Annotated in this window: 12 protein-coding genes; 1 reads left to right on the top strand and 11 read right to left on the bottom strand. The window is 50.9% G+C overall.

The window, feature by feature from the left end; translation table 11 throughout:
* Positions 1-102: 102 nt before the first annotated feature.
* Complete coding sequence (locus tag ACYVJQ_RS07765) at positions 103-1,002, top strand: hypothetical protein (RefSeq protein WP_460892506.1); 900 nt, start codon at positions 103-105, stop codon at positions 1,000-1,002.
* A gap of 87 nt (positions 1,003-1,089) precedes the next feature.
* Here ACYVJQ_RS07765 and ACYVJQ_RS07770 read toward each other — a convergent pair whose 3' ends face one another.
* The 11 genes from ACYVJQ_RS07770 to ACYVJQ_RS07820 all read right to left on the bottom strand — a co-directional run bounded on the left by ACYVJQ_RS07770 (position 1,090) and on the right by ACYVJQ_RS07820 (position 13,617).
* The gene (locus tag ACYVJQ_RS07770; RefSeq protein WP_460892507.1) at positions 1,090-2,643 is read right to left on the bottom strand and encodes a GNAT family N-acetyltransferase; all 1,554 of its coding nucleotides are present in this window, start codon (positions 2,641-2,643) and stop codon (positions 1,090-1,092) included.
* Positions 2,644-2,888: 245 nt separating this feature from the next.
* Entirely contained in the window at positions 2,889-3,542 is a 654-nt protein-coding gene (locus ACYVJQ_RS07775; protein WP_460892508.1) for a CoA transferase subunit B, read from the bottom strand.
* 60 nt (positions 3,543-3,602) lie between these two features.
* Positions 3,603-3,962, bottom strand: coding sequence for a four helix bundle protein (locus ACYVJQ_RS07780; RefSeq protein ID WP_460892509.1), 360 nt, complete (start codon positions 3,960-3,962; stop codon positions 3,603-3,605).
* A 61-nt stretch (positions 3,963-4,023) separates the two neighbouring features.
* Positions 4,024-4,716, bottom strand: coding sequence for a CoA transferase subunit A (locus ACYVJQ_RS07785; RefSeq protein WP_460892510.1), 693 nt, complete (start codon positions 4,714-4,716; stop codon positions 4,024-4,026).
* Between the two features lie 117 nt (positions 4,717-4,833).
* A complete protein-coding gene (locus tag ACYVJQ_RS07790; RefSeq protein ID WP_460892511.1) occupies positions 4,834-5,232 on the bottom strand; it encodes a hypothetical protein in 399 nt (132 codons plus the stop codon).
* 95 nt (positions 5,233-5,327) lie between these two features.
* Positions 5,328-6,254: a bifunctional riboflavin kinase/FAD synthetase gene (locus ACYVJQ_RS07795; RefSeq protein ID WP_460892512.1), complete on the bottom strand. Its 927-nt coding sequence runs from the start codon at positions 6,252-6,254 to the stop codon at positions 5,328-5,330.
* A complete protein-coding gene (truB, locus tag ACYVJQ_RS07800) occupies positions 6,251-6,943 on the bottom strand; it encodes a tRNA pseudouridine(55) synthase TruB (RefSeq protein ID WP_460893585.1) in 693 nt (230 codons plus the stop codon). The genes ACYVJQ_RS07795 and truB overlap by 4 nt, the downstream gene beginning before the upstream one ends.
* Positions 6,943-7,782, bottom strand: a complete 840-nt coding sequence (locus ACYVJQ_RS07805) for an undecaprenyl-diphosphate phosphatase (protein WP_460892513.1) — start codon at positions 7,780-7,782, stop codon at positions 6,943-6,945. The genes truB and ACYVJQ_RS07805 overlap by 1 nt, the downstream gene beginning before the upstream one ends.
* Positions 7,779-8,003 carry a DUF3098 domain-containing protein gene (locus ACYVJQ_RS07810; protein ID WP_460892514.1) on the bottom strand — a complete coding sequence of 75 codons (225 nt, stop codon included), beginning with the start codon at positions 8,001-8,003 and terminating at the stop codon, positions 7,779-7,781. The genes ACYVJQ_RS07805 and ACYVJQ_RS07810 overlap by 4 nt, the downstream gene beginning before the upstream one ends.
* Before the next feature lie 12 nt (positions 8,004-8,015).
* On the bottom strand, positions 8,016-8,915 hold the full coding sequence (locus tag ACYVJQ_RS07815) for a cell division protein FtsX (RefSeq protein ID WP_460892515.1): 900 nt from the start codon (positions 8,913-8,915) through the stop codon (positions 8,016-8,018).
* A 130-nt stretch (positions 8,916-9,045) separates the two neighbouring features.
* Complete coding sequence (locus ACYVJQ_RS07820; RefSeq protein WP_460892516.1) at positions 9,046-13,617, bottom strand: translocation/assembly module TamB domain-containing protein; 4,572 nt, start codon at positions 13,615-13,617, stop codon at positions 9,046-9,048.
* Positions 13,618-13,694 lie beyond the last annotated feature (77 nt).

Here is a 13,694-nt window from a genome sequence, read left to right on the forward strand (position 1 = left end):
TTACCTAATTTATCTACCTATTTAGAAGCCACCTTTTTTCAGTAGGATTTTATAGCTTTGTGCAGAGAGAATTGGTTTCTTAGACTCTATACCGCCACCGTAATGCCTGAAACGAAGTCCACCGATGAGATTGATTTGAGAGAAGTCTGGAGAAAGTTGAAAGCGCTTTTTTCTGGCCTTTGGGCGTTCATTGCTGGCGTTTTCAGGCTGATTTTGAGAAAATGGGCTTATTTTCTAACCGTAACCGCCTTGGGTGCAGCCCTTGCCTACGGGATTTACCTAAATATCCGGCCCTATTACGCATATTCCATGACCGTGCTGGTCTCTGAGTTCAGGAATGATTTAGTAAGAGACCTGGTGGGGAATCTTTCCCAGATGGCCAGCGAAAAAAACCACCAGGAGCTGGCAAAGAAACTCAGGATAAGGGTAGAGGATGCCGAGAAGATGAAATCTGTTCAATACCGAAGTCTTGATCAGGGTAAGATAAAGGAAGACAGTATTTTGGTAGCCGCCCCGTTTGCCATAGACGTTGAGTTATACAGCAACTCCATTCAGGACACCATAGAGACCGGCATTATCCATTATCTGGAGACCAACCCCTATTTTTCTAAACAGAGACAAGTTAAAAAAGAGCATCTGGAGAGCCTGGTAGCCAAGCTGAAGAAAGATATTGCCTCCATAGACAGTATCAAAGAAGCCTCTGTTACCCCCAAAGGACCAGTAAATGGGTTTGTGTACGGGGAGGCTCTGGACCCCGCCGAACTCTACAAGGAAAGTGTGGTGATGTATGAACGCCAGACCCATTTAGAAGCCACCTTGAAAAGGATGGAAGTTTTTGATCTGGTGGCAGGCTTTGCCCCGAAGCTTGCGCCAACAGGACCCAATCTGAAAAAATACCTTTTGGTAGGAGCCCTCACCTCTTTTCTGCTGGGTTTACTCTTTGCCTTGTACCAGGAGAGACGAACTATAAGACCCGCGTCTAATTCCCCAACCCGTTTCTAGCCCGTTTTTTGAAAAACAGGCCCAAAACAGGAAAGGCCGCTCATTGAGCGGCCTTTCCTGTTTTGGTATATGCCTGGAATGCCTGGCTTAGATCTCAGTTAAATCATCCTCTTTTTGGTGCAGCCAGCTTAGGTTGTACAAGTCCTTCCGGCGGTCTCTGAGGTTACGCACGCTGCCCGTGGTGTTCAGGTCCTTGAGCAGGTCCAGGTCTAGGTCGGCAATGAGGGTCATCTCTGTGTTAGGCGTGGCCTCAGCAATGATGGCATCATGCGGGAACGCTACATCTGACGGAGAGAACACCGCACTTTGGGAATACTGGATGTCCATGTTCTCTACCCGCGGAAGGTTACCCACGCTGCCGGTAATGGCCACGTAGCACTCGTTTTCAATGGCGCGGGCCTGGGCGCAGTGCCTTACGCGCAGGTAAGCGTTCTTGGTATCGGTCTGGTAGGGCACAAAAAGGATTTTCATCTCCTGATCAGACAACATACGGGCCAGCTCAGGGAACTCCACGTCATAGCAGATCAACACGCCAATCTTCCCGAAATCTGTGTCAAACACGTTAAGCTTGTTGCCTCCGCGCATACCCCAGTAATGCGCCTCATCTGGGGTTACGTGTAGTTTGTACTGCTTGTCATAGGTCCCGTCGCGGCGGCAGAGGTAACTAACGTTGTGCAGCTTGTTGTCAATGTACTCGGGCATGCTGCCCGCAATAATATTGATGTTGTAAGAAAGGGCCAGGTGAATCAACCGCTCCCTTATTCCGTCGGTATAATCGGCTAGCTTTCTAATGGCCGCCGATGGTGATTTCTCATCGGTCAAAGCCATCAAAGGGGCGTTGAAGAACTCGGGGAACATGACCATGTCTGCCTTGTAGGAACTAACGGTATCCACGAAGAACTCCAGCTGCTGCTCAAAGTCCTCCAGGGAGGTCATCTGGCGCATCTGCCATTGAATTACGCCAATACGCACCACCTTCTTGGTACCACCTACTAAGGTCTCTTTTTCCTCATAGTACACGTTGATCCACTCCAGCAGCGAGGCATAGGCCTTAGATTCTTTGTCTTGGGGCATATAGCCTCTAATGATCTTTCTCACGTGGAAGCCATTGCTGAGCTGGAAGGTGAGGATGGGATCATAGATCTCCTTGTTGCGCACCTGCTCAATGTACTTGCCGGGTGTCATGCGGTCAGCGTACTGGCGGTAGCCCGGGATGCGACCCCCCAGGATAATGCCGCGCAGGTTCAGGTTTTCGCAGAGTTCCTTGCGGGCGTCATACAGGCGGCGTCCTAAACGAAGGTTGCGGTACTCCGGGTGCACAAACACGTCTACGCCGTAAAGGGTGTCGCCGTCATTGTCGTGGGTGTCAAACTTTCCGCCGCCTACAATCTGTTCGTAGGTGTGCTTGTCGCCGTATTCAGAATAGGCTACAATCAAGCTCAGGGCGGCAGCCACTACACGGCCTTTGTCTTCAATACACAGCTGTCCGTCCGGGAAGCGCTTTAGCAGGGAGTTATATTCTTTCTGGGTCCAGGAGCCGCCAATGGTGGTGTAGACCAATTCCATGATCTGTTTCACCTCTTTGTAATCGGTAGGGGTAAGGGGGCGAAGTATTAATTTATGCTCTGTAGTCTCACTCATGGTGTTGGGTGTGTTGTTTCAATTAAGGCGGGCCAGGGCTAAAATAGAACCGGAAAGACACCAAAACTTGGTCTCTTCTGGTTTTTAAGCCGGCTGCATTTATTTCAAAGTTACGAAACCCGTCCTAGGATTCCGCTTTACGTTGTACCCGTATACGGTGGTTTTGGCCTTATTTCCGAAAAACGGGCTTAAAACAGAAAAGGCCCCTGCAAGAGAGGGCCTTTTCTGAGGATGATGTGGAGGAGCTAGGCGTTGATCTCAGGTATTTCCCCTTCCACCAGTAGCGTGCCTTCGGTGGCTGCCTGAATCTGCTCTACCGTTACGCCCGGTGCGCGCTCCAACAACCTGAAGCCTTCTTCAGTTACCTCCAGCACGGCTAGATCAGTGACTATTTTCTTTACGCATTGGAGCCCGGTAATAGGCAGGCTGCATTTTTTCAGAAGCTTGGATTGCCCGTCGCGGGAGGTATGCTGCATGGCCACAATGATATTCTTGGCCGAAGCCACAAGGTCCATGGCGCCGCCCATGCCCTTCACCATTTTACCCGGAATCTTCCAGTTGGCAATATCCCCTTGTTCAGATACCTCCATGGCACCTAAGATGGTCAAATCCACATGCTCGCCCCTGATCATGGCAAAGCTCTCCGCGGAACTGAACAAAGCCGAGCCGGGTAGGTAGGTAACCGTTTGCTTTCCGGCGTTAATGAGGTCAGGGTCCACCTGGTCCTCGGTAGGGAAGGGGCCCATGCCCAGCAAACCGTTTTCACTCTGCAAAACCACGTTCATCCCCTCAGGGATGTAATTGGCCACCAGGGTAGGAATCCCAATCCCCAGGTTCACATAATAGCCTTCCTTCAATTCCTGGGCTATTCTCTTGGCAATGCCGTGTTTATCAAGCATAATGTGCTAATTAAGAATGTGCTGATGTGCTATTTTAAAAACTTTTTAAGGTGTAAAGTGCTATTTTCCTTTTGCAGTAGAGATGATTTTGGATAACAGCTTCTGGAGTTCTAACAACTTGTCTAACCTATCCTCAATGTCAGGGTACTGCTCGCTGTGTTTACACAGCAATAGCCAATACTCCGTTTCATTGGCTTCTTTAGCGGCAATTTTGAGTTTATGGATAAAATCTGCTCTGCTTTCAGCATGTTGGGCTTCCCAAATATTCGCACCAATGGAAGTGCCGCTTTTCAATAGTTGATTTGCCACTACGTACTTGCGTAATTGTTCTAATGCTTCTGAATAAGCTACAATGGACAAAGCAAAGTCAAATGACTTGGCCACTATGGCATTTCCTTTTCCAACAGATTCACGTTCCATTAGTAATTAATTAAATCATGTCTAATTGAATAGCACATGAGCACATTAAAACATTAGCACATTAACGCGTGGTTCTCTGCTCTATCCGTTTCTCATAGTCTTTGCCCTGGAAGATGCGCTGGACATAGATGCCGGGGGTATGGATTTGGTTCGGGTCCAGTTCGCCTACGGGTACTAGTTCCTCTACTTCAGCAATGGTGATCTTGCCGGCGGCGGCCATCATGGGGTTGAAGTTGCGGGCAGTGCCTTTGTAGATCAGGTTGCCGGCCGTGTCTCCTTTCCAGGCTTTGACAATGGCAAAATCGGCTTTGAGCCAGGTTTCCATTAGGTACATTTTACCGTTGAACTCACGGCTTTCCTTGCCTTCACCTACCTCGGTGCCATAGCCGGCGGGAGTGAAGAAGGCGGGAATGCCGGCTCCTCCGGCCCGTATGCGCTCGGCCAGGGTGCCTTGGGGGTTCAGTTCCACTTCCAGTTCCCCGGAGAGAAGCTGCCGTTCAAACTCGGCATTTTCGCCCACATAACTGGAAATCATTTTCTTCACCTGCCGTTTCTGCAACAGCAGACCGATGCCAAAATCATCTACCCCGGCATTGTTGGAGATGCAGGTAAGCTCTTTCACGCCTTTGCGCAATAATTCCTGAATGCTGTTCTCTGGAATACCGCACAACCCAAAACCACCCAGCATAAGCGTAGCGCCGTCCGGAATATCCTGGCAGGCAGCGGCGGCATCTTGTACCACTTTGTTTATCATAAAAATCTGTAAAGTGTTTGATGAAAGGATTAATCAATCAAAGGCCCATGGCCAAGGCCAGTTTAAACTGAAACCTGTTTTGGGCCTGTTTCTTAAAAAACGGGCCCAAAACAGGTTTCACGGCATTCTGCGGGCCGACATATTGCCACCGAAAAAGGACATGGGCAGGAAAACCAATAAGGAGGCCACCAAAAACCAGGTAGGATGGGGGAGGGCCACCAGATTGGCAATGCCCATAGCCATTAGAAGCAGGCCTACCAAAAGGGCGTGCAGCACCGGCCTTGAGGATGCGTAACGGGCCGCCACCATACCGCCAAAAAAGGAACCCAGCGCATAGGAAAACAAAGCCAGCAGCAATGCCGGGGTAGGGGCATTGGTAAGGCTGGCCGTCACGGCTTCCGTTTCCTCCAGATTCAGGTCGGGAGGGTATATCTGTTGGCTCAGGTACTGGATAAGGCTAATGGAGAATACCCCAATAGCGGTTCCTCCTAGCACAGCTAGAATGCTTTTGAACATAACAAGACCAAGGTTTGGTTAGAAACTGAATACAGGGCTGCATCCCCTCTGTCTCTTTCGTGAAAGCCCGTGGTGAAGTTACGGATTTAGAAGATTTATCCTAACACTTGTAAGGCCAGGGTTCGGTCTTGCCGCAGTTGCAGGGTAAGTGCCTCTACCCCTGAAAACTTCTGTTCGGGGCGAAGATAGGCCATAAAGGAAACGGTGATTTCCTGGCCGTACAGATCTGCCTGAAAGTTAAACAGGTGTACTTCAATGGTTTGATGGGTGCCGTCTACTGTGGGCCGGGTGCCAATGTTAAGCATACCCTTGTAGTCGCCTTGGCTGGTTTTCACCTTTACGGCGTATACCCCATGGGCAGGAACCAGTTTGGTCTTTTCTGACACCTCTATATTGGCCGTGGGAAAACCAATGGTGCGGCCCAGCTGTTTGCCCTGCACCACAGTGCCGGTAATAGAATAGGGGCGGCCCAGGTAGCGGGTGGCCGTTTCTACGTCTCCCATTTCAAGGGCTGTCCTGATTTTGCTGGAACTCACTCCCACGGCATCTACATCCTGACGGGGAATCTCCTCTACCTCAAATCCGTAACGGCCGGCGTTCTGCTGCAGGTACTCAAAACCACCCTCGCGGTTTTTCCCGAACCGGTGGTCATAGCCAATCACCAGTTTTTTAGTATGAATGGTGTTGATGAGAATCTGCTGGATGTATTCTTCAGAAGAAAGTTGGGCAAATTCACGGGTGAAGGGAAGAATAAGCAGGTAATCCACGCCAAAAAGGCGGAGGGCCTCAATGCGTTCCTCAATGGTGGAAAGTAACCGCAGGGAATTATCTTCGGGGTGCAGGACCATGCGGGGGTGAGGCCAATAGGTAATAACCACGCTTTGCCCGTGGCTTTGGCGGGCGGTTTCTATGAGCCGGGATAAGATTTTTTGGTGGCCCACATGCACGCCGTCAAACGTGCCCGAGGTGACCACCGCATGCGCAAGCGAAGGAAATTGACTAAGCTCCCGGATAACGATCATGCTGATCCCAGTTGTTTTTCGCGGAGTTCCTGAAGTTGGGTTAAATCCATGGCATCTTCCAGGCGGTATTCCCCAATACGGGTACGCACCAACTTAGACAAGTAAGCGCCACAGCCTAACTTCAAGCCAAAATCGCGGGCCAGGCTCCTGATGTAGGTGCCCTTGGAGCAAACTACTTTAAAATGGATCTGGTTGCCCTCTATGCCCGTCAAGTCAAAAGATTTGATGGTGATGCGTTTAGACTTGATCTCAGCGTCTTCGCCCCGGCGGGCCAGCGCATAGGCACGTTCCCCGTTTATTTTTACGGCCGAGTAAATAGGGGGCACCTGGTCTATTTCGCCCACAAAAGATTGCGCGGCTTCCTCCAGCATGGCTGGGGTAATGTGCTCGGTATGGAAGGTGGTGTCTACTTCGGTCTCCAGGTCAAAGGACGGGGTAGTGGCGCCAATGGTAAACGTGCCGGTATATTCCTTTTCCTGCGCCTGAATCTCTTCAATGCGTTTGGTGAACTTACCGGTGCACATAATCAGCAAGCCGCTGGCCAATGGATCCAAAGTACCGGCGTGGCCAATCTTTTTAATCTTAAGGGCAAACTTGGTTTTTTTTACCAGGTCAAAAGAGGTCCAGGTAAGGGGTTTGTCCAGGAGCAGGATAGCGCCTGCTTCAAAGTCATAAGGAGCTTCTTGCATCAAATTTTAATTTCAATACCCAGACCCAATAACAGCAGAATTACCAGCCCCACCACTATGCGGTAGTAGCCAAATAATTTGAAGCCGTATTTGGTCAGGAAACCCACAAAAAACCGGATGGCTGCCATGGCTACCAGAAAAGCCACCACGTTGCCAATGGCCAAGGCCTGCCATTCCTGAGCCGTGATAGCATCCAGGGCTTTCCCTATTTTGGGAAAATCCAGCTTTACCACGTCAGAGATTTCCAGGTGCAGCAGGTCTTTCAAAACACTGTAAGTGGCGGCGGCCAGCATGGTGGGCACGGCCATAAAGAAAGAGAATTCGGCGGCGGCCTTGCGGGTCATGTTCTGGGTAAGGCCCCCAATGATGGAAGACGCTGAGCGGGAAACGCCGGGGATCATGGCAATACACTGGAACAAGCCAATAATAAGGGCGTTCTTGTAACTGGGCGTAGTCACCGGGTTCTCCTTCTCCTTGAACCACTTGTCCACGAAGATCAGAATCACACCACCAAGAAGTAAGCTAATAGCCACCACTTCCACGCGCTCTAGCATGGCGTCAACGTAATCTTTCAGCACAAAGCCTATGGCCAGGGCCGGTATTACCGCCACCAGCAGTTTCTTGTAGAAATCAACGGAGTTAATGAACCGTTTCCAGTACAGCACCACTACTGACAAGATAGCCCCAAATTGGATAGTGACCGTGAACATCTTGGTGAATTCAAAGGCACTGATCCCCATAAGGCTGCTCGCGATGACCATGTGCCCGGTAGAGGAAACCGGAAGAAATTCGGTTAACCCTTCAATAATGGCCAGGATTATGGCTTGCCAAATACTCATTTAATCGTCTTATGGGGTTTAACCAAAATGGCAAAGAACTGGATCACAAATCCTATCACCAGCACAATAGGTCCTAAGGTTAAGCCCAGAAAACCATAGCCGTAGGGTTCGGTGTCCAGGGTCATGATGATAAAACCAATGGCCATAACCAGTATGCCAACCAGCATGATGCGGTAATTACGCTTGCCGAAGGCAAAGGAGGTGGGGTTCTTGTTTTCCATAAAGGATATCGGTTAATAAAGATCGTCTAAAGAGGACCGCAGGTATTTCTTGACCGCACGGTAAGAGCTGAAAAAACCCAGAACACCGCCCAGAATCATAAGCGAGGCCATGAGAATGAGCATTTGCTGCTCATCACGCAGTACATATAACTCACTAATCTCATGATAGGCATACTGCAGAAGGCCAAATAGCAGGAGGGAGGCCAGAATGCCGCTTACTACTCCCTGGAACGTGGCCCGGTTCAAAAACGGACGCTGGATAAAGAAAGAGGTGGCACCCACCAATTGCATGCTCCTGATCAGGAAACGCTGTGAGAAGAGAGCCAGTTTTATGGTGTTGTTGATCAAAATAATTACCACCAGTACCAGAATAGCCGCAAACCCAATGAGTACAATGCTCAAACGCTTCAGGTTTTGGTTGATGGAATCTATAAGGCTTTCTACGTAGTCCACCTCATACACCCCCAGCGTATTCTGCAGGTCCTGTTTGATTTTCTTTAGTTGGCCAGAGGTAGAAAAATCTGGGTTAATGCGCAGGATAAAGGCGTCCCGCAGAGGGTTTTCGCCCAGGAAGGAAAGAAAATCCTCGCCGCTCTCCTCAATGAACTCCCGTGCGCCTTCCTCCTTAGAAAGGAAACTTACCTGGGGCGTAGTGCCTTCGTAGGCAATGTATTCTTTGCGGGCCAGGGTCTTTTTGAGTTTCTCAATTTCCAGGGGGGTAATATCGCGGTCAAGGTACACCTGCACCTCAATGTTGCGTTTTACCATGTTGGAAAGCTTGTTGGCATGGATGAGCAGTAACCCAAAGGAGCCTATCACAAACAACGCCAGCGTGATGCTGAACATCACCATGGTGTGGGGGTAATTGCCCAGTTTTTTCTTGCGGGTATGTTTAAGCGGTTTTGCTGCCATAAAGAAGTATGCTCGCAAAAATAGTAATTATTTAGAAGAAGCACCGGGCGCCGGCTGTTTTTAACCTGTTTTCTCAAAAACGGGCTTAAAACGCCCGGTATAAACCTTGGTGCTGGACAGGGCTTTTCACCTATTGCAGCACCTTGGGCGGCACCGGTGTACGGTTATCCGGGTCTATGTTATAGTCAGGTTGCTGGCGTTCCAGGGCCCGGCGGGCGCGTTTACTCAAATTCCGGCGGCGGAACAATTCCCCAAATTGATCAAAGTTGGCCTGATGCAAAATGCTTATGGTTTGGCGGCTAGCCGTGGTGTTGGCCTCAAAGTCACGTGGGGTGGTTTCATAGGTGGCCCGTAGCCGCAGTTGTCCGCTTTTGCTCAGGTAGTATTCCACAGACCAGTCGCCGGCGGCGGTGGAGCGGTTGTTTCCGAAACGGTTGTTGTTCACGCTTCCCTCGCGGGTCACTTTCAGGCGGCCTTCCAAAAAGGTGTAGCTCAGGCGCAGCTGCACATCATCCAGTACCTGGTCGCCGTAGCCGCTCACCCCAATGTCTACCTCCAGGTTGGTGTCTATCTGCGAAAGCCAGTAACTGAGCTGGTTAGAGAAAAGCTCGCCTACGCTACTGCCCAAGTCGCCTACCAGACCCACCTGGAACTCATCCTGTGCCGAAAGGCGCTTGAACGCCAGTAGCGAAAAGACCTGGCGGTTCAGCTCCTGCTCATCATTCCTAATGTTGTTCAGGTAACGGGTAATCTGGTCCTCCAGCAGGTTAGGGGTATCCGGGAACTCCAGGTTCAGACGGATCTGGGGAGTAGTCAGGGGGCCGTCCAGGTCCATTACGGCCATAACTGGGTACCGTGACCGGGCCGCGGCGCTCTGGGACTGCTGCTGGCTTAAAGCTAGAATAGGCTCTAGAGATACCCGTTGGGTATAGGTAGCGGTGATGTTGAGCAGGCCCTCCAGCGGGTCTCCGTTCCAGGTGACCGTACCGCCGGGCCGTACGTTAAATTCCTTGTTCACCAGCCCTAGCATGGTAAAGTTGTAGCGGCCCTGCAAGATCTCATAGTTGCCGTACATGGCAAATTCGCCGCGGGTGTCAATTTCCATGCGAATGTTCCCCCGGCCGCGGCCCCTAATGATATCACCCGTACGCTCGTCAAAGATCAGTTCAATATAGGCGTTCTCATTCACGTCCAGGTTAAAGTTCAACCGGATGCCGCTCAGGTCTGGCCCGGTTTTCACCAGCGGGGTGGCGGTGCCCGTACTGTCCTGCTTGGCTGGGTTGCGGTTCACGAACGTGACAAAATTCTGCCGTTCCAGGGCGGTGGTATTGTCCAGGGGAATGGAGATACTGGTTCTTTCATCACTGCGGGCCGTGATATTGACCTGCAGGTTATCTGTAGCGCCCAGGGCGGTGACCTCACCTGTGGCGAAAGCGGTTCCATAATACAGCGGGTTATCGGCGCGGGTGGTGTTCAGGACCATGAAGCGGTTGAACCGGGCCCGTAAATCCAGCACCATGTTGTCAAATCCATCATGGAAAATGCCGCCATTCAGCACTGCTGTGTTATTGTAGATATCTCGCAGGCGCACGTTCTGGAAGGAAATCTCATTTTCACTGAAATACACACGGTCTGCAAACGTATATTTAGTGTTGAGGTAATTGAAGACAAAAGACCCCTCAGAAACCATCACCGAGCCTTTTAGAATTGGGCCACTTAACCGGCCGGTAATGCGCACGCGCCCGTCCATGGTGCCGCCCATGTCAGACATAATGGTTTTGAGGAAAGGCTCCACCAGTTTAAGCTGGGCGTCATCCATCACGGCCAGCATGTCTAGTTCCTGTTTGCCGCCAGAAGGATTATAGGTGCCGGTAAGGGTTAAGACTTTCTGCTGCTCACGGCTTATGCCCAGGTCCACGTTCATCCGTTTCTGCCCATTGTCCCAGGTGGTGGTGCCGGCCACGTTGCCTATGTACTGGTTGCCCACCGTAAAGGAGTCTACCGCCAGCCGTGACGAAAGCTGAATGTCTTTGTAGAGGTCTTTCAGGTAAAGCTCACCGTTAAGGTTGCCGTTGATCTTTTCTGGCAGCAGTGGGTTGAGGTTTTCCAGCCGGAAGTTGGTGAGGTTAACGGTGACCAGGTCTTGCGGATTGGGGGAGAGCGTACCCGAGATGTTAACGCTTTGCGGCCCGTTAGACAAGGTGATGTTGTTGAAATTGATGGTTTTGCCCCCAAATACAATGGTGTTGTTGGGGGAGATGGTCCAGACCTTGTCCAAAATGTTGATGTTAGACTGGTTAAAGACCAGGTTCACCTTGTTCAGGGCGAAGGCCACGTTCCCACTAATGTTGGCCCGGTTGGTAGTGCCTGTTTGGGCTATGTTGCTGGAGAAACTGATGAGCCGCTCATTCCAAACCCCTTCCACATACAGTTTCTCTGTATTGCCGGCGCTGCCCAATTTCTGGCGCTCTGAAGTAACAATGGCGTTGGCCAGCACGTCTGGGCTGTTCCAAAGCTTAGAGGAGGTTATTTCTATGTTGTTGTGGTAGAACTCATTGTCTTTGTAGAGAACGGTGTCTATTTGACTGATAAGGGTAAGCACCGAGGTGGGCCCATTCCGGAAGGTGCCGTGCATGGTGGAGAAGTCTGAAATAGAGACATCTGGGGCAAAAGCATGCAGCACGGGGTTGATATGGCGCAAATGCACTGACAAGTCTACTTCATAAGAAGAGGGTGGGGTAGCGGGTTTTCGGCGGTAATAGCTGGCTATGCGCGCCGGGTTGTTTTCCAGGTTCAGCAGGTATTCTTCGTACAGGGTTTCCAGGTCCTGGAAAAACCGGGAGTAAAGGAAATTTCCTCCGGCCTGCAGGGCCAGCACCTCTGAGCCTACGTGCAGTTCCCTTATCCCGTCATGGAAATGGGACTCCACGGAAAGTGAGTCAATGGCCACTTCCTTGCCGCCGTAAAGGAGGCGGGTATTTTTGAAATCGGCTATGCCGTAGATTTTGTCCAGGTCAATGCCATTGAAATCCACATCGGCGGTGGTAGAGAGCACCACGCCTTGTTTGGTGAGGCCCAAAGCCCGCAAATCGGCGCGTTTGATGTTGGTCTTCAGGTCAAAGACGTGCTGGTTGTTCTGCAGGTTGATGATCCCAGAGGCGGAAAGGCTTAGGTTTGGGTCATTGATCTTGATGTCGCCGTCAAAAGTCTGGCGGCTCAGGTCAGCGTTGACCACAATGTTGCGGAAGTTGTAGTTGTTCAGGTTTAAGGAGTTGATGGTGGCATCTGCTTTGAGATGGGCCGTCTTAAGACTAAAGCCGCTGCCCTGCACCCGCCCATCCATAGCCACCGACTTGATCACGCTCCGGTCCCCCAGCAGCCCGCCCACGTCAAAGCCGCTCGTTTTCAGGTAGCCTCTGTAAGAGGATTGGTCAGCGTTATTCTTATCAAATTTGAGGTTAATGTCAGACACCAGATTCCCGAGCGGGGTTTTAAAAGAGCCGTTGGCCACAAAGTCATTGTAGAAGCCGGTGAAATCGCCCTCCAGCCGCACGGTTCCGGCCCGGGCCGCCATGGGATAGGCTTTTGCGGGAATAAACTTGCGCAGGTCGCGGGCGTTGAGGGTGCTGGGCCCTAGATGCAGATCCGTGAAGGTGTTCCTGAAGTTGGGCAGCCCCTCGGCGGCAATGTCACCGGTAATGTGGGTGTATTGCCCGTAGCGGATGTCTACGTCCTGCGCCCTGAAGTCTTTTACCTTTCCCTTCGCCTTACCGGAAAGCAGCACTTCCTCGTTCCAGTCTTTAAGTACCGGGGCAAATAGAGCAATGTCATCTGAGGTCACGTAGGTGCTGTCAAAGGTGGCCGTCACGTTCATGCTGTCATTGAACTGCGCAAAATTGCCGAACCGTTGATAGTCAAACCGCACATAGTTGGCCAGGTGGCTGTTGTTCACCCGCAGGTTAAGCTTGTCCCATTCCCAAAACGTGGGGGCAAACGTCATGCGCGTATCCAGGTCCTTGAGGTAGGTGCCAGACGTACGGTCTTTGGTGGTAAGACTCGTGACCAACACCTGAATGGTATCACCTTTCAGGTTGATGTCAGAGAATTTGCCGTTGATCTTCTCCAGGTCCATGTGCTGGTAATCCAGGCCATAGTCAGTGAAAGGCTCATTGTAGTCATGGTAGGTGAAAAGCCCGTTTTTAATGACTACTTGGTCTATCTTAAAATGGAAGGGTTTCTTGGCCTGCGTGGAATCGCTTTTGATAAGCTTGGCTAGGGAAGAAATAAACGTGCTCATGTTGAGCGAGTCTGTGCCTTTGTACTGGATGAGGTTAGCCTCTGGGTCTGTGAGGGTAAGGGAGGTGATATCCAACCGGTTGGGTTGCACCTTTATATAGGGCAAGGGCACTTGGATTCCCAGGATAGGCACCTGCTGCCATCCGGCTTCAAACAACCTGAAAAACCCGATGTCGGCCTCGGCCTGGCCAACGTAGAAAAGCGTTTTCTTTTGGCGGTCCAGCACGCGTACGGTGTCTAGCACCACGCTTTTGAAGAACTTGACGTCTACAGATTTAATGGTGACCTGGTGGTCAATGGTTTCTGAGATAATGCCGGCTGCTTTTTGGGCTATTCTGGTCTGTACCCCCGGAAAACGCAAAGCGATAGCGAGTCCCCCCGCTAGCATCACTACCAAGATAACCAAGCCCAGGATTATTTTTAACAGAGCTTTTGCTATAACTTTGGGGTAGTTTTTCTTTTCTTCTTGCGTCTCTTGGTCTT

It is taken from the genome of Rufibacter soli (genome assembly GCF_054781795.1).